The sequence below is a fragment of the Jejuibacter sp. L23 genome (assembly GCF_050815825.1).
GTDB classification, from domain to species: domain Bacteria; phylum Pseudomonadota; class Gammaproteobacteria; order Enterobacterales; family Enterobacteriaceae; genus Jejubacter; species Jejubacter calystegiae.
The window spans coordinates 2,259,331-2,283,453 of record NZ_CP138199.1; the positions used below are offsets into that span (position 1 = coordinate 2,259,331).

The window sequence follows — 24,123 nt, forward strand, 5'->3', positions numbered from 1 at the left end:
CCGAAATTAACGAGGCCAGAGGAATTGCCTGAAAATGCGGCTGTGGTTACTGTTAGTGGCAATCTTAACCCTTGCGGGCTGTGGGCATCATCAGGCGCCGCCGCCTAATCCCCGCCTGTCGGACTCCATCACCGTTATCGCTGAGCTTAATGAACAGCTCAATAACTGGCGCGGCACGCCCTATCGCTATGGCGGAATGAGTCGCAGCGGCGTTGACTGTTCCGGCTTTGTGGCAATGACCTTCCGCGATCGCTTCGAAATGCAGCTGCCGCGTGAAACCCGCACTCAGGCGGAAATCGGCACCCGTATCGATAAAGAAGAGCTACTGCCCGGCGATCTGGTGTTCTTTAAAACCGGCGGCGGCGATAACGGGCTGCACGTGGGCATTTACGATACCGACAACCAGTTTATCCACGCCTCCACCAGTCGCGGCGTGATCCGCTCCTCTCTTGATAACGTTTACTGGCGTAAGAAGTTCTGGCAGGCCCGCCGCCTGTAGAGCCGGTAACCCGCCAATAACCCTGCGTAAACTCCGTGGTTAAAGCGCCTCTCTGCCACTACACTGGCGGCAGGAGGCTCCATGACTCATAACCCCCATTTCGATAATAGCTGGCATGACCAGCTGGCGGGCTTTTACAGCGCCCTGAACCCCACACCGCTGGATAACGCTCGCCTGCTCTGGCATAACCCGGCGCTGGCGGCGGAGCTGGCGCTGGATCCGCAATACTTTACCGGGCCCGATGCAGGCGTGTGGGGCGGTGAATCACTGCTGGCCGGTATGCAGCCGCTGGCCCAGGTCTATAGCGGCCATCAGTTCGGCGTCTGGGCCGGGCAGCTCGGCGACGGGCGCGGCATTCTGCTGGGCGAACAGCGGCTGGCGGACGGTCGTCGTTATGACTGGCATCTGAAGGGGGCCGGGCTGACGCCCTATTCGCGTATGGGGGATGGCCGGGCGGTGGTGCGATCTACCATTCGCGAGGCGCTGGCGTCAGAGGCGCTGCACCATCTTGGTATCCCCACCACCCGCGCCCTGACGGTGGTCACCAGCGATACTCCGGTCTGGCGCGAACAGCCCGAACACGGGGCCATGCTGATGCGTATTGCCGAAAGTCATCTGCGCTTTGGTCATTTCGAACATTTTTACTACCGTCGCGAGCCGGAAAAGGTGCGCCAACTGGCGGATTACGCTATTGAACGCCACTGGCCGCAGCTGGCTCAGGAGGCGGATCGCTACCTGCTGATGTTCCGGGATGTGGTGGCCCGCACCGGGCGGCTGATCGCCCGTTGGCAGTGCGTGGGCTTTGCCCACGGGGTGATGAATACTGACAATATGTCGCTTATCGGGCTGACTATCGACTACGGCCCATACGGCTTTCTGGATGACTATCAACCCGGCTTTATCTGTAACCATTCGGACTGGCAGGGGCGCTACGCCTTCGATAATCAACCCGCCGTGGGGTTGTGGAACCTGCAACGACTGGGGCAGTCCCTGTCGCCGCTGGTGCCAGCGGCTCAGCTCAATGATGCGCTGGATGGCTATCAGGCAGCGCTGATGAGCGAGTACGGACGCCTGATGCGCGACAAGCTGGGGTTGATGACGCCACTGGCGGGCGATAACGAACTGCTGTCCGGGCTGCTGGCGCTGATGGAAAAAGAGGGCAGCGACTATACCCGCACCTTCCGGCTGCTGAGCGAAACTCAGCAGCAACAGGCGACGTCTCCGTTGCGCGACGAGTTTATCGACAGACAGGCGTTTGACGACTGGTTCAGCCGCTACCGGGCGCGGCTGGTGCAGGATGAAGTCAGCGATGAAGCGCGGCGCACGACCATGCGCGCCGCTAATCCGGCGCTGGTGCTGCGTAACTGGCTGGCGCAGCGTGCCATCGAACAGGCGGAGCAGGACGATCCCCGCGAGTTCGAACGGTTACTGGCGGCCCTGAGTCGCCCCTTTGATGACCGGGACGATGACTACGTACAGCGTCCGCCGGACTGGGGCAAGCGGCTGGAAGTGAGCTGCTCCAGCTAAATCCGGGACGCAGTCGCCTGGCCGCGCTATAGCTCAGAAACGGCTGTCCACCGCCCGGGCCAGCATCTCCAGCAGCTGTTCGCTCTGTTGCCAGCTCAGGCAGGGGTCGGTAATGGACTGGCCGTGCACCAGCGGTTTCCCGGGTTTAATGGTCTGGTTTCCCTCTTCCAGGAAGCTTTCCGCCATTACGCCCGCAACCGCCCGCGAACCGTCGCGGATCTGGGCGCAGATTGATTCGCAGACCTCCAGTTGACGGCGGTGCTGCTTCTGGCAGTTGGCATGGCTGAAATCCACCACCAGATGTTCCGGCAGGCCGAATTTACGCAGCTGTTCTGTGGCCGCAGCGATATCCCCGGGATGGTAATTGGGCGTTTTGCCGCCGCGCATAATGATATGACCCCAGGGGTTGCCGCTGGTCTGGTAGATGGTCATCTGGCCATTTTTGTCCGGCGACAGAAACATATGGCTGACCCTGGAGGCGCGAATGGCGTCCACGGCAATACGGGTATTGCCGTCGGTACCATTTTTAAACCCTACCGGGCAGGAGAGGGCGGAGGCCATTTCCCGGTGAATCTGACTTTCGGTAGTACGTGCGCCAATGGCGCCCCAGCTCACCAGATCGGCAATAAACTGGCCGATCACCATATCCAGGAATTCGGTGGCGGTGGGAACCCCAAGGGCATTGACCTCCAGCAGCAGACGGCGTGCCACTTCGATACCGTGATTAATACGGCAACTGCCGTTCAGATCGGGGTCGGAAATCAGCCCCTTCCAGCCCACTACGGTGCGCGGCTTTTCGAAATAGGTGCGCATTACGATCTCCAGCCGTGACTGATAGCGTTCGCGTAGCGGCTGGAGCCGTCGGGCATAGTCGAGAGCCGCTTCGGGATCGTGAATGGAGCAGGGGCCAATGATCACCAGCAGGCGCGGATCTTCGCCGTTCAGGATTCGGGCGATACGCTGACGCGCGGCATCAATGTGCTGCGCAACGGCGGGGCTAACCGGATGACGGGCGGCCAGCTCGGCAGGCGCGATGAGTCTGTCGATGCGCGCGCTGCGCAGTTCATCAGTCTTATTCATGGGATATCTCGGGATCCTGGAAGGAGGTGAATGGCGTTTTATTCATCTTCATGACAAATGATAATCAATTACACAATGATAATTATTATCATCTGCGATTGCGGGAGCGGCAAGCGTTATTTGTGATAATTTTGTGAAATGCGGGAAAGTTGAGCGCTACGGCGGAGGATGAAGGAATGATGCGCAGGCAAATGCCTGCGCAGGGGGGATCAGAAGCGGCTGTCCACCGCCCGGGCCAGCATCTCCAGTAGCCGTTCGCTCTGTTCCCAGTTCAGGCAGGGGTCGGTAATGGACTGGCCGCGCACCAGCGCTTTTCCGGGTTCAATCGCTTGGCTTCCCTCTTCAAGGAAACTTTCCGCCATTACGCCGGCGATGGCGCGTGAGCCATGACGAATCTGCTCGCAAACGGACTCACAGACCTCCAGCTGGCGACGGTGCTGCTTCTGGCAGTTGCCGTGGCTGAAATCCACCACCAGCTGTTCCGGCAGGCTGAATTCGCGCAGGCGCTCCGCGGCGGCGGTGATATCAGCGGCGTGATAATTGGGGCTTTTACCGCCGCGCATAATGATATGACCCCAGGGGTTGCCGCTGGTCTGGTAGATGGTCATCTGGCCATTTTTGTCCGGCGACAGAAACATATGGCTGACCCTGGAGGCGCGAATGGCGTCCACCGCAATGCGGGTATTGCCGTCGGTACCGTTCTTGAAGCCGACCGGGCAGGAAAGGGCAGAGGCCATTTCGCGATGCACCTGGCTTTCGGTGGTACGCGCGCCGATGGCACCCCAGCTAATCAAGTCGGCAATAAACTGGCCGATCACCATATCCAGAAATTCAGTGGCGGTGGGAACCCCAAGGGCATTGACCTCCAGCAGCAGGCGGCGCGCCACCTCAATACCGTGATTAATGCGGTAGCTGCCGTTCAGATCGGGATCGGAAATCAGCCCCTTCCAGCCCACCACGGTGCGCGGTTTTTCAAAATAGGTGCGCATCACGATCTCCAGCCGCGACTGGTAACGTTCGCGCATGGCCTGAATACGCCGGGCGTAGTCGAGAGCCGCTTCGGGATCGTGAATGGAGCAGGGACCGATAATGACCAGCAGGCGCGGGTCTTCGCCGTTCAGGATACGGGCGATACGCTGCCGGGCCGCGGTAACCTGGGCTGCGGTTTCCTGTGTCAGGGGGTGGCGCTGCGCCAGTTCGGCAGGCGTCACCAGGCGGTCGATGTGCGCGGTGCGCAACTCGTCTGTTTTATTCATTGGTGTCTCAAATTGGGTGCTTCGCTGCGGCGGAACTGCCGGGAAGTGATGGCGATCACGATAAACCAATTGATGCTGAATTCAAGCGTGCAATCAGGTTTATCTGCCAGTTGTGCGCAACCATAACACAGAATGTTGCATCCGTGTACTAGTTTGATGGTTCGAGAGGGGAAGGGGGATAATGCCCCGGAATTCGGGGCCGGGGGCTCAGTACATCCGGCGGCTGAGGCCCATAATATCCATGATTCGGGTAGCGATCTCTTCAACCGAGTAATTGGTGCTGTTGAGATAGTGGATTTGATGCTTGCGATACAGCGCTTCCACCTCCGCCACTTCCATCCGGCACTGACGCATCGAAGCGTAGCGGCTGTTCTCACGGCGCTCTTCCCGAATAGCCGCCAGTCGCTCGGCATTAATGGTCAGGCCGAACAGCTTATGCTGCAGCGGTCGCAGCGCCGCCGGAAGTTGCAGGTTGTCCATATCGTCGGCAATAAAGGGGTAGTTGGCGGCGCGAATGCCGTACTGCATCGCCAGATAGAGGCTGGTGGGCGTTTTTCCACAGCGTGAAACCCCCAACAGAATCACCTGGGCCTGATCGAGATTGCGCATAGAGACGCCGTCGTCGTGGGCCAGAGTGTAATCAATGGCGGCAATGCGCGCGTCATACTGGGTAATATTGCCGGGATTCAGTCCGTGGGTTCGATGGGCAATGGGGGTGGGATCGAGCTTAAGTTCCTGCTGTAACGGCCCCACCAGTGCCTGGACAATATCCTGACAGAAGCCTTCGCATTCCAGAATGATGGCGCGAATTTCCGGTAGCACGATGGAATAGAAGACCAGTGGTCTTACGCCGGTCTGCTGCCAGAGCGCATCGATCTGTTCCTTCACCGCCCGGGCCCGGCTTTCGGTTTCAACAAAAGGCAGCGCAATGCTGTTGATGGTGACCGGGAACTGCGACATCACCGCATGGCCCAGTACCTCTGCGGTAATGGCGGTGCCGTCTGAAATATAGAAAACGTGGCGGTCAGCGTAGTTGTCCATGGCGGCTTCCTGTAAATCAAAAGAGACAGAAGTATAAATTAAATCAAATCAATAGCGAGTGAAATAGTCTTAATGGAATAAACTGAAATGCCGTTTTTATTTTTTATGAAAACCGGAATTCATTTCTGTCAATTTTAAGAAAAGCCCGATGCAAATAATGATTGGATTGATAATCAACGGTTTAGCTTAATCAGGTATCTATCCGAAAAAATCATCTTTTTTTGTGGCTTGAACGATTCACCGTTTTTCCCCGGAGGACAAATATGCCAGGCTAAAAACCGAGTTAGACGTTTCTGGTCTCTATTCCCATTCCACAAAAGGATTGTTTCGATGTCCAATAATGGCTCGTCACCTCTGGTGCTCTGGTATAACCAACTCGGTATGAATGATGTCGACCGGGTTGGGGGAAAAAACGCCTCCCTGGGCGAAATGATTACTAATCTCTCCGGTATGGGCGTTTCCGTACCCAACGGTTTTGCCACCACCGCACAAGCCTTTAACCAGTTTCTGGACAGCCGCGGCGTGAATCAGCGTATTTACGAGCTGCTGGACAAAACCAATATTGACGACGTGGATGAGCTGGCGCGCGCCGGTGCGCAGATTCGTCAGTGGATTATCGACACGCCTTTCCAGCCGGAGCTGGAGCAGGCGATTCGCGAGGCTTACCAGCAACTGTCCGCCGATGATGCACAGGCCTCTTTCGCGGTACGCTCCTCCGCCACTGCAGAAGATATGCCGGACGCTTCGTTCGCCGGTCAGCAGGAAACCTTTCTTAACGTTCAGGGCTTCGACGCCGTGCTGGTGGCGGTGAAGCACGTATTTGCTTCGCTGTTTAACGATCGCGCTATCTCTTACCGCGTTCACCAGGGCTACGATCACCGCGGCGTGGCGCTGTCCGCCGGGGTTCAGCGCATGGTGCGTTCCGACCTGGCCGCCTCTGGCGTGATGTTCTCCATCGATACCGAATCCGGCTTCGATCAGGTGGTCTTTATTACCGGCGCCTGGGGGCTGGGTGAAATGGTGGTGCAGGGCGCAGTGAACCCGGATGAGTTTTACGTGCATAAGCCGACGCTGGAAGCCGGGCGACCGGCCATCGTGCGCCGGACCATGGGATCGAAAAAGATTCGCATGGTGTATGCCGATACCCAGGAGCACGGCAAACAGGTACGTATTGAAGATGTTCCGGCGGCGGATCGCGACCGTTTCTGTATCACTCAGGAAGAGGTAGAAGAGCTGGCGAAACAGGCGGTACAGATTGAAAAACACTATGGCCGGCCGATGGATATCGAATGGGCCAAAGATGGCCATACCGGCAAGCTGTTTATCGTTCAGGCCCGCCCGGAAACCGTGCGTTCACGCGGCCAGGTGATGGAGCGCTACACGCTGCACTCCCAGGGCAAGATCATCGCCGAAGGGCGCGCTATCGGCCACCGTATTGGGGCAGGCAACGTCAAGGTCATCCAGGATATCAGTGAGATGAACCGCATCCAGCCGGGAGACGTGCTGGTCACCGATATGACCGACCCGGACTGGGAGCCGATCATGAAGAAAGCGGCGGCCATCGTCACCAACCGAGGTGGCCGTACCTGCCATGCGGCGATTATCGCCCGCGAGCTGGGGATCCCGGCAGTGGTGGGCTGCGGTGATGCGACTGAACGCATGCAGGACGGGCAGCAGGTCACGGTCTCCTGCGCCGAAGGGGATACCGGCTACGTTTATGCCGAACTGCTGGACTTCAGCGTGAAGAGCTCCAGCGTTGAAACAATGCCGGATCTACCGCTGAAGGTGATGATGAACGTGGGCAACCCGGATCGCGCCTTTGATTTCGCCTGCCTGCCTAACGAAGGGGTCGGACTGGCGCGGCTGGAATTTATTATCAACCGGATGATCGGCGTGCATCCGCGGGCGCTGTTGGAGTTCGACCAGCAGGAGCCAGCGCTGCAGAATGAGATCCGCGAAATGATGAAGGGCTACGACTCACCGGTTGAGTTTTACGTCGGTCGTCTGACTGAAGGCATTGCCACTCTGGGTGCCGCCTTCTGGCCGAAGCGCGTGATTGTGCGGCTGTCGGACTTTAAGTCCAACGAATATGCCAACCTGGTGGGCGGCGAACGCTATGAGCCGGATGAAGAGAACCCGATGCTTGGCTTCCGCGGCGCCGGCCGCTACGTGGCGGACAGCTTCCGTGACTGTTTCGCGCTGGAGTGCGAAGCGGTGAAGCGGGTGCGTAACGAGATGGGGCTGACCAACGTCGAAATTATGGTGCCCTTCGTGCGTACCGTCGATCAGGCGCGGGCCGTGGTTGATGAGCTGGCGCGACAGGGACTGAAGCGCGGCGAGAATGGGTTGAAGGTGATCATGATGTGCGAGATCCCTTCCAACGCGTTGCTGGCGGAGCAGTTCCTGGAACACTTCGACGGCTTCTCTATCGGCTCGAACGATATGACGCAGCTGGCGCTGGGGCTGGATCGCGACTCCGGCGTGGTTTCCGAACTGTTCGATGAGCGTAACGAGGCGGTGAAGGCGCTGCTCTCCATGGCGATTCGCGCGGCGAAGAAACAGGGGAAATATGTGGGTATTTGCGGGCAGGGACCATCGGATCATGAAGATTTCGCCGCCTGGCTGATGGAAGAGGGCATCGACAGCCTCTCCCTGAACCCCGATACCGTGGTGCAGACCTGGCTGAGTCTGGCCGAGCTTAAGCACTAAAAAAAGCGGTTACACTGAAATGATAGCCCCGGTATAGTGGATTGTGCCGGGGTTTTTTTTGGTTCATCGCGAATCGTCGTGAAACAGAAGTGACCGACGGTTAGTCTATTATTCTGGATGAATATGTAGAGCAGGAGAAGGTTTCGTTCTCTTTAAGGCCATTTTCAGGCTGGACTACTCACGACCAGCTGTCTGTTTCCGATGTTAAACTTGTCATCAACAGTCTGCCAGAGACGGTGGTTTTTTGTCCCAGCTTAAAAAACGCCGGTGCGTTCACTGAAGGCTGGAGGAGTGACAGGGCGAGGTGGTCCGGGAGCCGGCGGGCGAGCCTCTGGTCTGGCTGTGAATCAACAGAGAAGCCGTCACCGCAAGTGAACAGAACGGTTTACCACATCATCGTATTCCGCAAGTTTTCAGCTTACGCTCTCGACATTCCACGCTAATCCGCAAGGAACTTTTTTTGTTAATAACTGGAAGCGAACCCCTGAATAGGGCAACGGGAGTATAGTGGCCCGGATAAACGTATGGCCGGTGTCTGTTGCTGATATCAGCACGGCTTCGGCTGTTTTAATAAATCATTAAGGAGTACCTTCAATTGAACTGAGAATATTCGACAAAATCCTTTTTTTAAGGAAAAAATAATTCGGCAAAAGATTATTAACCATATCGTTTTTTAAGATTTAATGACAAAAAAAGATATTAGGATTTTTCCTTTAACAGATTATCTCTGGTTTATCGGTATTTTTTGTTTATTCTTAATGGTTTTTATTGAGTTTGTGGTTTTATTATCTATTTTTTCTTGTTTTTTTTACCTGATATGCTGTTTTTGTCTTTATTGCTATTAGTTTCTAATAATTCATTGTCCATATTCACTACTTAATCTACTAAGTTGCTGTGAATTTCTCCCCATTATATGCCATTGATATAATTTGTTTTTATTTTTCAATTAAGAATTTTCATCGCATATCATCGATAAATTTCTGTTTATCGATTGGTTTTTTCTATCAATAAGTGCCGATTGAATGATAATTAAACTTAGACATAAGCAAGATTGACTTGTAAAAAAAAAAGGCGGTAATTAATATTTATCTCAACAAAGGAGTTGTTAACTATGGCTGTTTTAGAATCGATCGATAATGGTTCGACACTTTTATATGTGAAAGCAACGGAGGCTATTCATAGCTTTGGGACTAGAGTAGGTAAATTTGTAAAAAGTGAAAAGGGTGTTACTGCAGTAGAATATGCCATTGTCGTAGGGGGAGTGGCTGCGGTCGTTGCGATTATCTTTGGGAAGAAAGATGACTCGCCTGTTAAAGCGATGCTGACTGAGATTTTTAAAACGGTTCAGGATTCGGTGACAAGCTCTATTGATAATACCACCAGTGGTGGTGGTGGTGGATCATAAGTTGTGACGTATAAGTAAATAAAACAGTTTTTATTCCTGTTAAAGGGAAGGGGCCGGTTTGATATCTTCCCTTTAGTATTGCTTTTATATCTAATATTATTTTTTGTGCTGAGAACAGGGACGGCAATGAACAAAAAAGCGCTTTTCATCTCTATAGCAATGATTATTTTCGGTGCTCTTGGGTTATTTCTTTATACAGGTCAGGAACCTGAACCTGCTCCGCAACAGAGTATACAACCAGATATTCTTCATGAGTCTATCGCCGTTGCTGTTGCTACACGCGATCTGGCCGCCGGAGGCATACTTACGGCAGATGACTTTAGTATTAAAAATATCGCTATCGTTAAGGGCGGGAGTGATAAACAGTTTAGTATGTCAGGTGTGAGCCCAGTCAACTATTTGTTAAAAAATGCTGTTTCGGCAGGCAGTTATATTCCTCTCAGTGCGCTAGCTGTACCCGGTAGCGATGAGTATCTGGCTGCATCAATAAAGCCTGGAAACGTTGTTTATCCATTGCCACTGGATGAGAAAGATAGCTACCTTATGCGTAATGTGGTACCGGGGCAATATGTTGATATTTATCTGGAATATGGTTTTGCTTCAGAATCTAACCGGGTCGTTTCTCCATCTGTCTCTTTTAGCAGTAGTCGTTTGAAGCCGCTACTGGCCAATAAGCGGATTCTGGCTATTCGCGCTGCTGAGAGTGCTAATGAACGAAACAAAAATAAAATTAATGAATTGGTGCTTGATCTTAAACGCAGTGATGTGAAAATAATTAATACCTTGAGAGTAAATAATGCGCGGATACTTGTTTTTCCTGGTAATGGAAATCAATCCGTTTCTAATGTGACTGAAGATAACAGCACCTGGCCAGTCAACGATGATGCGCTATTCACCATGCCAACACCAGCTCTGGTAAATGAATTAAGGGGTTGAATCTTATTGCCGGTGGATTTGTCATGAAAAATATTCATACAATAACAACTGTGGATGTCATTATGTTTTTTCTGAATTGTTGCAAAAAGGTTCAGCCTTTACTGGCGCTAGCTTTTTTGGCATGTTTTTCCGCCTCTGCCAGCCAAACCTATATGAAGCCCGGACAATCGAAGACATTGCAGCTTGCGGAGCCAATTACAACGGTTTTTATTTCTAATCCGGAAGTTGCCGATTACCGGATCGTAGGAAGTAAGAGCGTGGTGCTGTATGCAAAAAAACGGGGTGATACCAGTCTGGTGGTCTATGGTAAAAAGGCCCGAACTTTAATTTCCTCTCAGATAAGTGTTGACCCCTTTCTTGGTGATTTGCATCTGCGCGTAGAGGAAGCATATCCAGGCAGTAAAGTCCAGATTACACGCTTTGTCGATGGTGAAAAGGCAACCTATATCTTGTCAGGAGAAGTTCCGGATGAAGAGACGCTGGATAATGTTCACCAGCTGGTCGGCAGTTTGGTAGGAACAGACAGTGAAAAGAGAATAATGGAATTGAGATCGGCAGAAGGCGAAAAAGGCAGTGGTGATGAACTATTTGTTAGAGGCTATAGTTACAGTAATATTATTAATCGACTAAAAACGCCTGCGTCGAATCAGGTCAATGTAAAATTAACCGTGGTTGAGGTAAGTAAAGAGTTTTCCGACAGTCTGGGCATTGACTGGAGCAGCCTGACGCTGGATAGCATTATTAATAGAGGCTCTGTAATCAATAGTTCTGGTATGTTCAATTTGCTGGGTTTTAAAGGTGGGTTTGACGCAGCAAATATTAGCACAGTGATTAATGCCATAAAAAATGATTCAGTTGCTAAAGTACTGGCGCAACCAAATCTGACGGTGCTGTCTGGTGAGCAGGCGAGTTTTTTGGTCGGCGGTGAGATTCCCATTATGATTCGTGATAATGACACAGTGACGGTTGAGTATAAAGAGTATGGAATCCGCCTCAACATTGCAGCTAAAGTCAATAGCCAGCATAAGATTCGCCTGGCGGTTCTTAATGAATTAAGCAGCGCTAGCGGAAGTTATGGCTATAATGATTATCATATTCCTACCATGCGTACCCGCCGCTCCAGTTCGACTATCGAATTGGCCGATGGTGATAGCTTCATCATCGGCGGGCTATTGAGTGAGGAAGATAAGGAAGCTCTGACAAAAATTCCCTTCCTGGGAGATATTCCGATTCTGGGGGCTCTTGCACGTAGTGCACATACCGAAAGGAATAAACGCGAGCTGGTTGTTTTTGCGACGGTTAATCTGGTGAAGCCGGTGCCGGCATCATCTAAACGAATTCGTTTACCCATCTACAGACGAAGTACGATTGAACAGCTATTCCTGAATGTTGGAATCGATAAGGATATGCGGGAAAACCGTTTATCCAATGATGCCAATATGTTTATGGAACAGGGCGGTTTTGCAAAATGATTTGGAGTGAGGAATATGAATCTGTTCTCTGGCGCTAAAACAGGTGCAATGACTGAAAAGGTTGTGCAGCGGAGTAAAAAAAATGACTCCCGAAAGTCTGTGGTTATTATGTCGGCGCGTGCTCATATTTTATCTGAAATCTCCAGTTATTTGCGGATGAATAATATTAAAAATATTGTTGAGCTGGAGGCTGATTTATTTACGACGCCGAGTGTTGACGGTCTTGATAGCGCAGAGAATGTTATTGTTGATATTGGTGCTTCCTCCGATATCAGAAAGATTGGTGAGCATATCACCGTATTGGTCTCTGTTCAGTCGCACATATTGATTGTTGGTGACAATGACTCTATTGCCTTCGCTCAACAGCTGATGCGTGATATCCGTCTTCCCTACCTTCATATAGGGTCCCAGCTAACGCAGTTGATGGGGTGCATTGAAGGCAAAGCGGCAATGCGTGCGTCAAGCCCATCAGTAAAAATTAGCGTGCTGGGGTGTAAAGGTGGAGCAGGGACAACAACGGTCGCCAACCGATTGTTTCATTATGTTGGTATGCTGACCCGAATTCCGGTGTTGTTGATTCAGGGTGCCAGTGGCAGCCGGGATCTGGATTTATTACTGGGGAAAACGCTGCCGTCGGACGGTGCCAGTTTACCAATTAGTGAGCACTTGTCTGTTATTCAGGAGCCTCACGGTAGTATGTGGAACTATAACGATATCCGCTTTGAACAATACAACCTGATCTTTTTTGATCATATGTTGCATTATCAGCCTATTGAGCAGTTAGAGATGGTGATCTCTATGTCAAACACCATTGTGCTGGTGATTACCCGGGAACTATCTTCCATTCGGACAGCAAAGAAAATTTTGGATGAAAACCTGCGCATCGAGAACAGCCGTCCCGGCCGGGTTGCCCGAATCTTGATTTGCCTTAATGAAAATCATCCTCCGACAGGTAATGAGCTGAAAAATATAGATATTAAAGAGTATTTGGGCTGCGAGGAATTAATCGTTAATCCCTATAACCCCAATCAACAGGAATCTGATACGAATTCGCCTTTGTATCACCTTGCCGCTTTGTTAACAGGTAAGGATATAATTGAAACTCCTACGCTAACTAATATTTTTGGGAGGTTGCGGCGTAAGTTGAAATGACAGTTTGGCTGTTATTTAAATGATGGTTTGAGCATTGGGTTATAATAATTGCTTATTAAAGAGTGGCTGCAAATATGATTGATTCATCATTCTTGCTCGCATTACGTGAACAAATATTGAAAAATGTTGACCTGGAGCGAATCGATGCGTTAAAGACTGACAGAGATGCACTGATCAAAGAGATCGGTGGCGTGTTGGCGCAGGTATTAACCGAGAGCGGTCAATATCTTGCCGCGCGCAATGCCACTGAATTATGCGAACTGGTTGCGGATGAAATATCTGGATATGGACCATTACGCGATCTGATGGAGGATGACTCCATTTCCGATATTCTGGTGAATGGTCCTTCCCAGATATTTGTTGAACGCTTTGGTCAACTGGAACTATCGGATAAGAAATTTGTTAATAATGCTCAGCTTACGGATATTGCCCGGCGCCTGGTTGCCAGGGTAGGGCGCCGAATTGATGATTCACAACCTTTGGTTGATTCACGGATGCCTGACGGTAGCCGACTTAATGTGGTGATCTCACCGATTGCCCTGGATGGCACTTCGATTTCAATCCGAAAATTTGGTAAAGGGAAGAAGACTCTGGCGGAGTTGATCGAATTTGGCAGTATGAATGAACTTATGGCCAATTTTCTGGTTATTGCCAGCCGCTGCCGGATAAATATTATCGTGTCTGGTGGTACGGGGTCTGGAAAAACCACGCTGCTCAACGCAATGTCACAGTATATTGGCGAGAATGAACGAGTTCTGACGCTGGAAGATGCCGCGGAGCTTCGGCTACAGCAGCCTCATGTGGTACGGCTGGAAACGCGTATGGCCAGTTCGGAAAATCAGGGACTGGTTACTATGCGCCATCTGGTGGTGAATGCATTACGTATGCGCCCCGATCGTATCATCGTTGGCGAGTGCCGCGGTGAAGAAGCTTTTGAGATGCTGCAGGCGATGAATACCGGCCATGATGGCTCAATGTCTACGCTCCATGCTAACTCCCCGCGTGATGCACTCGCCCGCCTTGAGAGTATGGTCATGATGTCCAGCGCGGCCTTACCGCTTAGCGCGATTCGCCGCAATATCGCTTCCGCCGTGCATCTGATCGTTCAGGTTTCCCGTTTGCCGGATGGTTCACGTAAGGTATTAAATATTACCGAAGTGATGGGTATGGAAGGCGATAATATCGTTCTGCAGGATATTTTTAGCTTTACAGCCAGCGGAGAGCGCAACGAAAACGGAAGAATTGATGGTAAATTTACCTCATTTGGGCTGCTGCAGCGCTCGATCGTTTACCGCCATGCTCTGATGCATGGACTGTTCGAACCGCTTAAGCAGTTATTTGGGGGGCATCAGAAATGATATTTATCCTGTCCGGGCTCCTTATCTTTTTAGGCCTTGTTCAACTTTTACTCTGGCAGCGGCAGCGGCGGCGGATGAGTCGGCTACAGATTGCTGATGTGCAAGATTCCCGTCAGATACTAAATAGAAAAATCAATCGCTACCCTTTGGGGCGTCATATTCGTAATGCTGGGAAGGATATTCGCGCACATTTGGTAGGGCATGAGAGAAGTGTTTTTATGACGCATAGCATTGTCGTTGTACTAATTCAGTTGGCTGCTGCTTATATAAACAGTAACTACCTGAACTTTAATGCCATTATAGTTTTTCCAATGGTCTTTATTATAACTCTATATGCGCTCTATCTGAGAAGTAAAAAAAAGATGCGTCAGGAGTTTGAAACTTCATTCTCTGAGGCAATTAGCATCGTTACCAGTTCGCTACGCGGGGGGAACTCGGTGATGCAGGGAATTGAGCACTGTGGTGAAAAGTTGGGGGGGCTTTTGGGTAAGGAGTTTCGTCAGGTTGCCCAACGACTGGAAATTGGTGAGGAGCCACAGCAGGTGTTTATGGACTCCTGGGAAAGACTACCTTACCGGGAATACTATTTTTTTATTGTCACCGTTCTTGTTAATATGAAAGGCGGAGGTCAAATAAAAATGGTGATGGAAAGGCTTGGTGTACTAATCTCTGATAGTAAAATTATGGAACGTAAGAGATACGCCATGACGTCAGAAGCCAGAATGTCGGTAAAAATACTGGCGATAATACCAGTGATCTTTTTTTTGTTTTTGCAATATACATCTCCAGATAGTGTCGATATTCTGCTACATCACTCCACGGGTCAGCTGATATTTTATTATGCCATCGGAAGTATTTTGTTTGGTTTGCTTATAGTCTGGATGATGATGAACAAAATTTAGGTGGGTTATGATATATATATTATCACTACTGCTGGTGCTTGGGCTCGCTGGCGTCGGTTACCAGATGTTACAGCAGGTTCGACGTGATACGGTGCGCAAACGGCTTGAGTTAAACGTTAGCCGTTCGGTGAATACCAGGATCATTGATCCGACCGAACGGTTGATGAAAAAAAACAGCAAAATGGTTCAATTTAGCGACTTGTTGGATAAAAATATCATTGCTAAATTTATTACTATTGTACTAATGAGTTATGCAATCTATTATATTGATAAATCCGGCCTGTATGCTATGGGTGGCGATGTTCTAATGCTGGCTATTCTCGCGGTTGTAGCACTGGTTATTATATTGCCGGATCAAATAAAACGAAATGTTATTAAGCGGCGGGTGAAAAGTATCTGCCGTGATTTACCCTTTATTATTGATGTTATGGCGGTTTGTGTGCAATCAGGAATGACGGTGGAAAATTCTTTGCGCTATATTTCAGAGAATACTTCTGATATTAACCCTGATATCGCAACGATGCTGGAAAGAGTGATGTTAAAGAGTGAGGTCAGCGGCATCAATGCTGCACTGGAGCAGTTGTATGAAGAGGTTCCGGCCAGTGAAGTAGGCATGCTATGTACGACGCTTCAGCAAAGTATTAAGCATGGTTCATCCATTTATCTGGTATTAAATGATCTCTCTAAAGAGATGCGTGCTATTCAGCTATTGGCTGTAGAGGAGAAGGTAGCCAGCCTGTCGGCAAAAATGACGCTACCAATGATCGGATTTATTATGCTACCACTTTTGCTGATCATTGCTGGGCCAGGATTAATAGGGATGGCATCACTATGGGGAAAATAATTAAATTACTTCCGTTGTTGTTCTGTGTCATGGCTACTGGCTGTCATAATAATTACTCGGATGATGGCAGCGTTGATGAACGGCAGAAGGAGTTTATTCTTTCAAAAGTAAATAACTATCAGGGGATGATCCAGCTTTATCGGGGTAAACTGAATCGTCGCGAGGATCCGGCTGTGCGTTATAAGTTGGCGGAACTCTATTATCAGGTCGAAGATTATGAGTCCTCACGCCACTATCTAAGTCCGCTATTGGCGGATAATCCGGACGAGAAAACGCTGATTCTTGAGAGCAAGAATCTACTGGAGTCAGGAGAGTTATTGGATGCACTGGCCGCGATTCGTCAGGCACTGAAGCTGGATCCGAAAAGCGGTGAAGCGCACAATATACAGGGTATTTTACTGGCCCAGACAGGGGATTACCCCGCCGCCTTGCAGGCATTTAAAGAGGCCCGCTCTCGATTTGTAAGTGACAATATTGTCCTGAACAATATGGCCATGCTGGCCATTCTCCAGGAAAACTATGCTGCTGCCAGAGACTACCTGATGCCGCTTTATACCCGGGGAGACACCAGTCAGAAGACGCTGCACAATCTGGTCTTTGCACTGGTAAAGCTGCAGGATTTTCAGGGAGCAGAAAATATCCTGAGGCAGGATAAAATGTATCAGAATCGTTCAGGAATACTGGAGTCTTTGGTCACACTGGCACCGCGTCCGCAGCAACAGCTACAGCGCCACTATAATAGGACCGCATTGAAGGAAATGCCTTCCGCCACTGAGCCAGTGGTTACTGAATCTCATCGGCAGAGGCCTCCGGTATCGATATCAGCCTCGCTCAAGGAAAATTCAGAGATTACGCTGCCAGACGGAAAAACTGAAGTGGCAAAAAAGAGCGTTGTTAGTGAAAATGCAGTCCTCTCGGTTACTGGGAATTTGCGTGAAATATCGGCCATTCGTTCCGGGCAGCATACCAATCATTTCCGTATTACGCTGGAATCCGCTTATGCAGTCAATTATCGAGAGCTGAAGTCGACGCAAAAAAATAAGCGAGTTTTCGAGCTTGACAATATCAAGTTGAATGATTTTTTGTTGCGGGTGGGGAAGGCCATAGCGCTTAGAAATTCTGATGTGAAAAAAGTAAATTTCTATCAGAAAAATGATGTTACTGTGATGATGGAGATTGATTTCAACAAGGAAATTACGCGCACCAAAACATTCAGGATTGCCAAAAGTGGAAAAAACCAGGAGCGACTGGTATTTGATCTTTATCATGGTTAGTTAAGCAGCGGGCTGTTGAACACAACGCAGTCAGTAAGAGTGACTTTGTCAAAAATAACCTAACAGGAATAACAATGGCCGATCTGTCTTTGATTTTGAATAATGTTTTGGAGCTGGATGGTGCGATAAGCGCTGCCCTGGTGGATAGTCACAGCGGTATGCTGTTGGCATCAGTGGGACGGGGTATCGATATTGAGATTGCTGCGGCTGGTAGTTCTCAGCTGGTACGCGCAGAGATGAAAACTGCCAGCCTGTTAAGAAATAACGATGAGATTATCGATATTCTTATCACATTAAAGAAACAATACCATATTTTACGTCCGTTAAGTAAAGTCAGTGGTATATTTATTTATCTGGTTCTGGACTCATCGAGGGGGAATCTGGCTCTGGCCCGGCGTAAGGTCTCTGATATTGATGGCCTGATTGACAGTATTTAAAATTAGCCCGAATGCCGATAAATCAATTGGTATAACAGTAAAGATTTAGTGTGGGCAACGTCTTACTGATGACATGGTTCACAGTAGTACGCCATGTCAGAAAATTAATTATGGAGGATTATATGGCACTGACAACACTCCCTTTCCCGCTTGATGAACTTAGAAGAGAGCAGGCGGATAACAAAGTTGAAAAAATATCAGAAGACACAGTTGCGTTGTTCAGCGGTGAAATCGTAGCAGAGGCTACAGACAGTATTATCAATACTGGTGAACGGCGTAGCGACAGTCCGGTGGCTGCATCAGACAGCATGACGGATATCTCTGCCAGAGAAGTTACCCTTGAGCCGCTTTACTCTGTGGATGTGGAACCGGTTGAAGGTCACGAAGAGCGTTCAGAAACACCGATGGCATCCGAGGTACTGGCGGAACCGGTTGAGAGTCACGAAGAGCGTTCAGAAACACCGATGGCATCCGAGATACTGACGCATAAGATGCAGCAGATGCTGAATCAATGGCAGGAAACATATCCGCAGTTTGAGAGCATACTGGTGGCGACTGCGGATGGTAGCGATATTGCGTCAGTGGTGAATGGCGAAAATAAAGAAAATATCCAGCGCCTGGCCATCATGTCCGGTTCAATGCTCGCTCTGTCGGGGAACATGCTTTCTGAGATGGATGCCGGTGGGCAGAATGTGCTCATGTTGGAAGGCGAGTATGGATATGTCTTTATCCATAAAGTGACTACGGGGGACCTGGAACTAAGTTTGATGGTCATGGCCCGGACGGGAGAACTACTGGGAAAACTGTTCTGGCTGCTGCGTCAGTTGAACGATGAAATCCTGGGTATCTGTACAGCAGTTGCTGATATCAGCTAACCAGATTGGGGGGGATCATGAATCGCCATATATGGGTGCCATCTGCTATTAAACTTTGTGGTGCGGATATGACTAGCGGATTCATTTCTCTGGATCCGGTTATGGCCGATCGGAACGAACTGGTAGAGATACGTCTGCAGCATTATTGTGAACAGTTGCAGGCTGTGAGTGACAGGCTGGTTATGGATTCTGGTTTTAACGCTGGAGAGATCCATACGCTTCTGCCTTTGGCTGCTGAACTTACCGGGATGGATATTGCGAGCGGTGTGATTTCTGTTGCTCCGGTTCTGTACGACAGAGATGAAAAAATTGGTGAGCATTTATGCCACTATTTTTCCCTTCTCCATAAACAGTTTGATCAAGGGCATGAGGTTGCCTCTGCAATCTCTCAATCCGATGACGAACAGAGGAAGGGGCTTCTCGCTGTATCCGATAATATGAGGGGAAAGGTGTTTCCATCGCCAGCTTCAACTGTAGTAAAGGGAAAAAAAAGAAAGAAAAAGAAACGTTAATCCCTTTATATTGAAGGTGTTTATTGGGGCAGTATAAATGGCTTATCAGGGAGGGAGGGTGGATTACAATATTGTTCTGTTTGTTATCATTAGCATGTTATTACTTTATGCTTGCTATACCGATATTGTTGAACGCCGGATAAGTAATACCATTACGCTGTCAGTCATGGTGCTTTCACTCATTGCAGCATTTCTGAATGAAGGGGCGATATCCCTGACAGTGGCGGGTTGTATTTTAATCGTTGGTTTTTTTCTCTCGTCAGCGGGGGTTATTGGGGCCGGAGATATAAAGTTAGCGAGCGCTCTGGCGTTGGGGTTACCCTCGCAGACTGGCCTTGACTTTTTACTGCTCTCAGGCTTTGTCGGTGTACCCGTATCTTTAGTGGCATGGCTATATTATCGGATAAGAGGGCGAGGAAGAAACGCATCTGTTCCCTATGGCATTGCCATCGCTGGAGGTTACTTCCTTCTGTTTGTATTTCGCTGAGTTATTTATTATCAGGAGTTGTCGGTGTTTAAATTCATTGCTGGATTTATATCTGAAACCCGCGCGGTCACTGCGATAGAATTTTCTGTGGTATTTATCCCTTTTTTTGCTTCGATATTGTTTATTGCTGAGATGTGCCGTGTGTCGTATATTTCATCCGCCGTTGATCTTATTCTTGCTGAATCGGCACAATCAGCGGCACAGTCACAGGGTAATTACCAGAACTTTTTTAATAGAGAGTTGGCAGGGCGCATTAATCGTTGGCCGCTGTTTGGCAAGGATGTAGAAGTGACTGTCGCAGTAGATTTTTGTCGCAACATTAGTGAGGTTCTTGCTGGCACATGTAGTGGTAGTGCAGATAACCCCCTGGCGCTCTATAGCGTTAACGTGAAATATAGTACATTGTTTATGATGTTTACACCATTGCTACCGACTATTGATTTAACACGCAATGTATTACTGGTTCAGGAGTCGCATCGTGTTAGTGATACAGATAATAAATAAAATAGCAACCCTCAGTATTAATTTGTTTTCGTCATTCAGAAAGAGTGAGTCTGGTATCGTCTCCGTTGAAGCAGCGGGCTACTTTATTGTGTTCTTTATGCTATGCGCATTTCTAAGTGACTGGAGTGTGGTGTTTCTTGATAAAAGTCGGATTGAACGAGTAAATAACTCGATTTCAACAGTGCTACGAGAACGCAATGTATTATACTCTGGTCAGGAGGAGATTAGCGATGATAATGCCGAGGAGTTATTTAACCTGGCGGAAAAATTAATGAAAAATAGCCGGGTTGCAGGCAGGGATTATTCTGTCACAATCGATGCAGTCTATTTTTCTGATAATAATAAGGTGCTTCAGGTTGCAAAGACAGATACTTTTACTAAGTCAAAAGGAGGCTGTCAGGTAAATAAACCTGCAGTTGGCAATATTGTTCAACTATCAGCCTGGAGTGCTGACGAGGGGCGCTGGCTTCCAGTTTATCAGGTGACACTTTGCGTGAAGGGGAAGAGCAGTCTGTTTATGCAGCTTGGGAATCTTATTGGTTTTACTGTTGGCGATCTCTCTGTCAGCAATGTTGTCGTCCCACGTGTTAGCTAAGGGTGATTGTCCACACTATATTCAGGTACGCAGCATGAAATTAAATAACCAGCTAATAAAAAAAGTCGCCGATGACTCCGGAGCGGTGACCGTAATGTTTGCATTTGTTTTTCCAGCGTTGATAGTCTTTTATTCCCTGGCAATGGATGGCGCTAATTTCAATAGTAAGAGAGCCAGGCTAATGGACAGTATTAATCAGAGTGTGCTGGCGATTGCATTAACCGATAATCGTAACGCTACCGTTGAAGATGTTAGCTATAATAAGTCAGTTATGAGGAAATATATTTCATATTATCTGGGAGATAGGGTGGTGCTTTCTGATAATGATTTGAAAATTAAAGTCAATGCCGTTAAGCGAGCGGGCAATAACGCCATTCTTGACTATGTTGATTATAGTGCTGCATCATCATTAGTGAACATTAAAACCAGAATTTTGCCATACGCCAGGAATATCGGTGGCTCAGGGTTTAGTCCCGAGGTGACGATATCTGCTGATAGCAATGCCGGTATTATTCGTAAAACAATGAACGTTATTAATAAAGGCACGGATTTTCTTTTTGTTATTGATTTTTCGTCGTCAATGAGAGGTGCTCGTCTTAATCTTGTAAAGAAAATCCTTGATGCCTTTGTAAAAGAAGCCCTTCCGGTTAATGATGATAATGTAAAGAATACCATAGGAATGGTTCCCTATTCGATTGGTACACCGGTCACTGTTTCGTCAAAGAATTTTCGCGGTGGGGCTCAGCTTGGTTGTTCATTTGCGGCCAGGCTTAAGCCTGAGTATCAAGTTGATTATGCTTACTGGTATAATAAAAATATGAGAAGTTATCCGTATGCAAATTATAAACTTGCTGCATACGATGCTGATTATTATCGCCATATATTTCATCAATATATAGTGGGGTATAGCTATACTCCCATCCTGACATTGAGTGCGATGCGGACTCGATTCTGCATTAAAAATGGAAATAGTGGAAGAACAGTAGGGCGTTACCCATATAGTTGTGAGACTGAACCGGAAATAGGTATTTTTGATAAGGCATCAATGCATAGCAAGAAATTCATTGATGAATATGAGAGGTTCGCTGCCTTAATCAATAAGGCAAATAGGCATTATAATATCGTTAATATTGATACTATTGATGTTGAAGGAACTCTGGCCGGAGATTATCTCTTTAACGATGGCGCGGTAACCACTTTTACTCATCTTTATGCTACATCCGTCAACAGGCCTTTCGCATACATGTGTGATGCTGCTTCCAGTTATACCGCTTCTAAGTTTAGTGACCCCAAAGGGCAGCCATCTTTCCATGTTATAGAGTTGACCCGGGATGTTGAGGAGTTGAGTAAAATCCAGGATATGACTATGCACGGCACGGGTTATACGGACTCTGTTAATGGGTTGCTCAGAGCAGTGCCGGTGATTGCGAAGGGAGTCAATGAAAAAAAAGTTATTATTATGCTAACTGATGGTGAAGAGAGCGGAACAACTTCTTCGGGGCCGCTTGCGTTAAGAAACAAGCTCATTGGTAGTAAGAACGACGGAATGAATCTCTGTAGTGTAATAAAAAAAGGTCTGGTTGATTACTCCGGTGGGGTGACTAATTCCGCTGAAATATATTACCTGTCTCTCGTTAACGATAGCAACAGAATGCGTTTTTGGGCAGATAATTGTGTTGGGACAGATAAATCCATTGTTGCCAGTAACTATAAAGATTTAATGGAGGTGCTGCTTGCCATCGCCCAGGATGGGAGTTTGTCCTATATAAACAAAGGTGATTGATAATGTTATCTACTTAACCAGCGATCAGAAAAGGGAGTTTTCTTATGCGATTAATTATTGTTGATGACAGGCATTATTTCCGTTTTGTGGCCTTGAGTGAAATATTATTTGACTTCTTCGAGGACGATGAGGAAGTCGAGGTTTTAGATATTCCGGAGGCCCGGCGCCGTATTCGATTTGGTAGCCAATGTTATGATGAAATATTAATTATTGGTACTCTTACATTTTGCCGACTTCAATACCTGCTGAAATTTCTAGTGCGTAATGGATATCGTGTACCCATAAAAATATTGCTATTTTCCGATATCTTTGGACTGAAGATTCTGAATGGACCGCTGCTGTTAAGTAAAAATTGTGCCTTGCTATCCGCCAGTATCACGCAGGATGAACTGTTGTCTATTATTAAAGGGGATACTCCCGTTTTTCATAACAGATCAAAGGGAACAGTGGCTTTTACTCGCAACGACAGACATATACTTGAGCGCTGGAGTCATATGATAAACGGAGAACCGGATTCAGCCGCAATGACAAAAAACGACTATCAGATATCACGGCGTTTAAAACTCAGAACGCGGATTAACAATGAGCTCTCGCTCTATTTGCTGTGGCGATTCTCACGCAACCTGTCTGAACTGGAGGGGGTGTAATGATATCGAAAGGCCTGGCAACTGGAGTGTAAAGATGCTGGATTTTCCGACTTTAGTTCATCAGTGTACCGGCTCTGAAGTGACGTTACAGGTTCTGGAACGTATCGTTACCGTAGAATCGGGATTTAATCCCCTGGCGATAGGCGTGGTCGGGGGGCGTCTCGCGCGCCAACCTGTCACCAGGGACGAAGCCATTGCTACAGCCCGTTATTTACACCTCGGTGGCTGGAATTTCTCTATGGGGCTGGGGCAGATCAATCGTCACAATCTCAAGCGTTACGATCTTGATTACGAAACGGCGTTTGAGCCCTGTAGCAATATCCGCGTGACGGCGTTGATATTCAGCGACTGTTTACAGCGGGCCAGCAAGAGGATCGCTGAACCTGAACAGGCGCTAAAGGCGGCCTACTCCTGCTATTACAGCGGTAACTTTAGCCGGGGATTCCAGCCGGAAGGTAAAATGCAGCAAAGCTATGTTGATAAAATCATGGCGGTAGAGCCTTCTCCGGTCGCGAAAGCGACGCTCCCGATAACCGTTATTCCAAATGCCGCTCCCCGGAAACCTCCACAGTCGCGTAAAGCCGAAATGGGGCAGGGGAAGATATCGCGACTGAATGGCGCGACAGGCGCTACGGGCGTCCGGGAGTTACGGGGCAACTGAACGATGGCTGCTCCCCGTGCTAGTCGTTTTTTTAGCAAAGACAGTTTGTTATCGTTCTATTTTGCGGATCATCACAATTACGCGCTAAAAATAAAAAACATAATCCGGCTGTCAATTTTGACAATTGTTGGCTGGTGGGGGATTTACAATACTGAAGGTCGTTTAGT

General features: G+C 48.6%; 23 protein-coding genes. 20 read left to right on the forward strand and 3 right to left on the reverse strand.

The features are described 5' to 3' along the window. Nucleotides 1-34 precede the first annotated feature (34 nt). Together SCU88_RS10450 and SCU88_RS10455 are read left to right on the forward strand one after the other, a co-directional pair. A complete protein-coding gene (locus SCU88_RS10450) occupies nt 35-499 on the forward strand; it encodes a C40 family peptidase (RefSeq protein ID WP_138097233.1) in 465 nt (154 codons plus the stop codon). 81 nt (nt 500-580) lie between these two features. Further along, nucleotides 581-2,026 carry a protein adenylyltransferase SelO family protein gene (locus tag SCU88_RS10455; RefSeq protein ID WP_175342202.1) on the forward strand — a complete coding sequence of 482 codons (1,446 nt, stop codon included), beginning with the start codon at nt 581-583 and terminating at the stop codon, nt 2,024-2,026. A gap of 33 nt (nt 2,027-2,059) precedes the next feature. Here SCU88_RS10455 and SCU88_RS10460 read toward each other — a convergent pair whose 3' ends face one another. The 3 genes from SCU88_RS10460 to ppsR all read right to left on the reverse strand — a co-directional run bounded on the left by SCU88_RS10460 (nt 2,060) and on the right by ppsR (nt 5,403). Beyond that, nucleotides 2,060-3,106, reverse strand: coding sequence for a 3-deoxy-7-phosphoheptulonate synthase (locus SCU88_RS10460; protein WP_138097235.1), 1,047 nt, complete (start codon nt 3,104-3,106; stop codon nt 2,060-2,062). 209 nt (nt 3,107-3,315) lie between these two features. Beyond that, a complete protein-coding gene (locus tag SCU88_RS10465; RefSeq protein ID WP_175342201.1) occupies nt 3,316-4,362 on the reverse strand; it encodes a 3-deoxy-7-phosphoheptulonate synthase in 1,047 nt (348 codons plus the stop codon). 207 nt (nt 4,363-4,569) lie between these two features. Next, on the reverse strand, nt 4,570-5,403 hold the full coding sequence (ppsR, locus tag SCU88_RS10470; protein ID WP_138097237.1) for a posphoenolpyruvate synthetase regulatory kinase/phosphorylase PpsR: 834 nt from the start codon (nt 5,401-5,403) through the stop codon (nt 4,570-4,572). 330 nt (nt 5,404-5,733) lie between these two features. Between ppsR and ppsA the strand changes: the two genes are divergently transcribed. The 18 genes from ppsA (at nt 5,734) to SCU88_RS10560 (ending at nt 23,956) form a co-directional block, all read left to right on the forward strand. Beyond that, on the forward strand, nt 5,734-8,112 hold the full coding sequence (gene ppsA / locus SCU88_RS10475) for a phosphoenolpyruvate synthase (protein WP_175342200.1): 2,379 nt from the start codon (nt 5,734-5,736) through the stop codon (nt 8,110-8,112). Between the two features lie 1,111 nt (nt 8,113-9,223). Beyond that, complete coding sequence (locus SCU88_RS10480) at nt 9,224-9,517, forward strand: Flp family type IVb pilin (protein ID WP_175342199.1); 294 nt, start codon at nt 9,224-9,226, stop codon at nt 9,515-9,517. A 126-nt stretch (nt 9,518-9,643) separates the two neighbouring features. Beyond that, nucleotides 9,644-10,453 (forward strand): hypothetical protein, encoded by an 810-nt coding sequence (locus SCU88_RS10485; RefSeq protein ID WP_175342198.1) that lies wholly within the window; start codon nt 9,644-9,646, stop codon nt 10,451-10,453. A 23-nt stretch (nt 10,454-10,476) separates the two neighbouring features. Beyond that, on the forward strand, nt 10,477-11,925 hold the full coding sequence (locus SCU88_RS10490; RefSeq protein ID WP_431810128.1) for a type II and III secretion system protein family protein: 1,449 nt from the start codon (nt 10,477-10,479) through the stop codon (nt 11,923-11,925). A gap of 15 nt (nt 11,926-11,940) precedes the next feature. Beyond that, on the forward strand, nt 11,941-13,077 hold the full coding sequence (locus tag SCU88_RS10495) for a hypothetical protein (RefSeq protein ID WP_175342197.1): 1,137 nt from the start codon (nt 11,941-11,943) through the stop codon (nt 13,075-13,077). Nucleotides 13,078-13,151: 74 nt separating this feature from the next. Continuing rightward, nucleotides 13,152-14,435 (forward strand): ATPase, T2SS/T4P/T4SS family, encoded by a 1,284-nt coding sequence (locus SCU88_RS10500; RefSeq protein WP_175342196.1) that lies wholly within the window; start codon nt 13,152-13,154, stop codon nt 14,433-14,435. Further along, entirely contained in the window at nt 14,432-15,337 is a 906-nt protein-coding gene (locus tag SCU88_RS10505; RefSeq protein WP_175342195.1) for a type II secretion system F family protein, read from the forward strand. The genes SCU88_RS10500 and SCU88_RS10505 overlap by 4 nt, the downstream gene beginning before the upstream one ends. Before the next feature lie 7 nt (nt 15,338-15,344). Beyond that, a complete protein-coding gene (locus SCU88_RS10510) occupies nt 15,345-16,181 on the forward strand; it encodes a type II secretion system F family protein (RefSeq protein ID WP_431810129.1) in 837 nt (278 codons plus the stop codon). Beyond that, nucleotides 16,169-17,455: a tetratricopeptide repeat protein gene (locus tag SCU88_RS10515; protein ID WP_175342193.1), complete on the forward strand. Its 1,287-nt coding sequence runs from the start codon at nt 16,169-16,171 to the stop codon at nt 17,453-17,455. Before SCU88_RS10510 ends, SCU88_RS10515 begins: the two co-directional genes overlap by 13 nt. A 74-nt stretch (nt 17,456-17,529) precedes the next feature. Continuing rightward, nucleotides 17,530-17,892, forward strand: a complete 363-nt coding sequence (locus SCU88_RS10520; protein WP_175342192.1) for a hypothetical protein — start codon at nt 17,530-17,532, stop codon at nt 17,890-17,892. Nucleotides 17,893-18,014: 122 nt separating this feature from the next. Continuing rightward, on the forward strand, nt 18,015-18,767 hold the full coding sequence (locus tag SCU88_RS10525) for a roadblock/LC7 domain-containing protein (protein ID WP_175342191.1): 753 nt from the start codon (nt 18,015-18,017) through the stop codon (nt 18,765-18,767). A gap of 17 nt (nt 18,768-18,784) precedes the next feature. Next, nucleotides 18,785-19,279, forward strand: a complete 495-nt coding sequence (locus tag SCU88_RS10530) for a hypothetical protein (RefSeq protein ID WP_175342190.1) — start codon at nt 18,785-18,787, stop codon at nt 19,277-19,279. Nucleotides 19,280-19,337: 58 nt separating this feature from the next. After that, entirely contained in the window at nt 19,338-19,766 is a 429-nt protein-coding gene (locus SCU88_RS10535) for a prepilin peptidase (protein WP_175342189.1), read from the forward strand. Between the two features lie 24 nt (nt 19,767-19,790). Beyond that, nucleotides 19,791-20,270 (forward strand): hypothetical protein, encoded by a 480-nt coding sequence (locus SCU88_RS10540; RefSeq protein ID WP_175342188.1) that lies wholly within the window; start codon nt 19,791-19,793, stop codon nt 20,268-20,270. Next, the gene (gene tadF, locus SCU88_RS10545) at nt 20,245-20,865 is read left to right on the forward strand and encodes a tight adherence pilus pseudopilin TadF (protein WP_175342187.1); all 621 of its coding nucleotides are present in this window, start codon (nt 20,245-20,247) and stop codon (nt 20,863-20,865) included. The genes SCU88_RS10540 and tadF overlap by 26 nt, the downstream gene beginning before the upstream one ends. Nucleotides 20,866-20,899: 34 nt before the next feature. After that, on the forward strand, nt 20,900-22,648 hold the full coding sequence (locus SCU88_RS10550) for a VWA domain-containing protein (RefSeq protein WP_175342186.1): 1,749 nt from the start codon (nt 20,900-20,902) through the stop codon (nt 22,646-22,648). A gap of 44 nt (nt 22,649-22,692) precedes the next feature. Then, nucleotides 22,693-23,295 carry a hypothetical protein gene (locus SCU88_RS10555; protein ID WP_175342185.1) on the forward strand — a complete coding sequence of 201 codons (603 nt, stop codon included), beginning with the start codon at nt 22,693-22,695 and terminating at the stop codon, nt 23,293-23,295. A gap of 34 nt (nt 23,296-23,329) precedes the next feature. Continuing rightward, nucleotides 23,330-23,956, forward strand: a complete 627-nt coding sequence (locus SCU88_RS10560) for a transglycosylase SLT domain-containing protein (protein ID WP_175342184.1) — start codon at nt 23,330-23,332, stop codon at nt 23,954-23,956. Nucleotides 23,957-24,123 lie beyond the last annotated feature (167 nt).

Coding starts and splice junctions, on each gene's coding strand:
- SCU88_RS10450 (WP_138097233.1), top strand. CDS start 35: ATGCGGCTGTGGTTACTGTTAGTGGCAATCTTAACCCTTGCGGGCTGT.
- SCU88_RS10455 (WP_175342202.1), top strand. CDS start 581: ATGACTCATAACCCCCATTTCGATAATAGCTGGCATGACCAGCTGGCG.
- SCU88_RS10460 (WP_138097235.1), bottom strand. CDS start 3,106: ATGAATAAGACTGATGAACTGCGCAGCGCGCGCATCGACAGACTCATC.
- SCU88_RS10465 (WP_175342201.1), bottom strand. CDS start 4,362: ATGAATAAAACAGACGAGTTGCGCACCGCGCACATCGACCGCCTGGTG.
- ppsR (WP_138097237.1), bottom strand. CDS start 5,403: ATGGACAACTACGCTGACCGCCACGTTTTCTATATTTCAGACGGCACC.
- ppsA (WP_175342200.1), top strand. CDS start 5,734: ATGTCCAATAATGGCTCGTCACCTCTGGTGCTCTGGTATAACCAACTC.
- SCU88_RS10480 (WP_175342199.1), top strand. CDS start 9,224: ATGGCTGTTTTAGAATCGATCGATAATGGTTCGACACTTTTATATGTG.
- SCU88_RS10485 (WP_175342198.1), top strand. CDS start 9,644: ATGAACAAAAAAGCGCTTTTCATCTCTATAGCAATGATTATTTTCGGT.
- SCU88_RS10490 (WP_431810128.1), top strand. CDS start 10,477: ATGAAAAATATTCATACAATAACAACTGTGGATGTCATTATGTTTTTT.
- SCU88_RS10495 (WP_175342197.1), top strand. CDS start 11,941: ATGAATCTGTTCTCTGGCGCTAAAACAGGTGCAATGACTGAAAAGGTT.
- SCU88_RS10500 (WP_175342196.1), top strand. CDS start 13,152: ATGATTGATTCATCATTCTTGCTCGCATTACGTGAACAAATATTGAAA.
- SCU88_RS10505 (WP_175342195.1), top strand. CDS start 14,432: ATGATATTTATCCTGTCCGGGCTCCTTATCTTTTTAGGCCTTGTTCAA.
- SCU88_RS10510 (WP_431810129.1), top strand. CDS start 15,345: ATGATATATATATTATCACTACTGCTGGTGCTTGGGCTCGCTGGCGTC.
- SCU88_RS10515 (WP_175342193.1), top strand. CDS start 16,169: ATGGGGAAAATAATTAAATTACTTCCGTTGTTGTTCTGTGTCATGGCT.
- SCU88_RS10520 (WP_175342192.1), top strand. CDS start 17,530: ATGGCCGATCTGTCTTTGATTTTGAATAATGTTTTGGAGCTGGATGGT.
- SCU88_RS10525 (WP_175342191.1), top strand. CDS start 18,015: ATGGCACTGACAACACTCCCTTTCCCGCTTGATGAACTTAGAAGAGAG.
- SCU88_RS10530 (WP_175342190.1), top strand. CDS start 18,785: ATGAATCGCCATATATGGGTGCCATCTGCTATTAAACTTTGTGGTGCG.
- SCU88_RS10550 (WP_175342186.1), top strand. CDS start 20,900: ATGAAATTAAATAACCAGCTAATAAAAAAAGTCGCCGATGACTCCGGA.
- SCU88_RS10555 (WP_175342185.1), top strand. CDS start 22,693: ATGCGATTAATTATTGTTGATGACAGGCATTATTTCCGTTTTGTGGCC.
- SCU88_RS10560 (WP_175342184.1), top strand. CDS start 23,330: ATGCTGGATTTTCCGACTTTAGTTCATCAGTGTACCGGCTCTGAAGTG.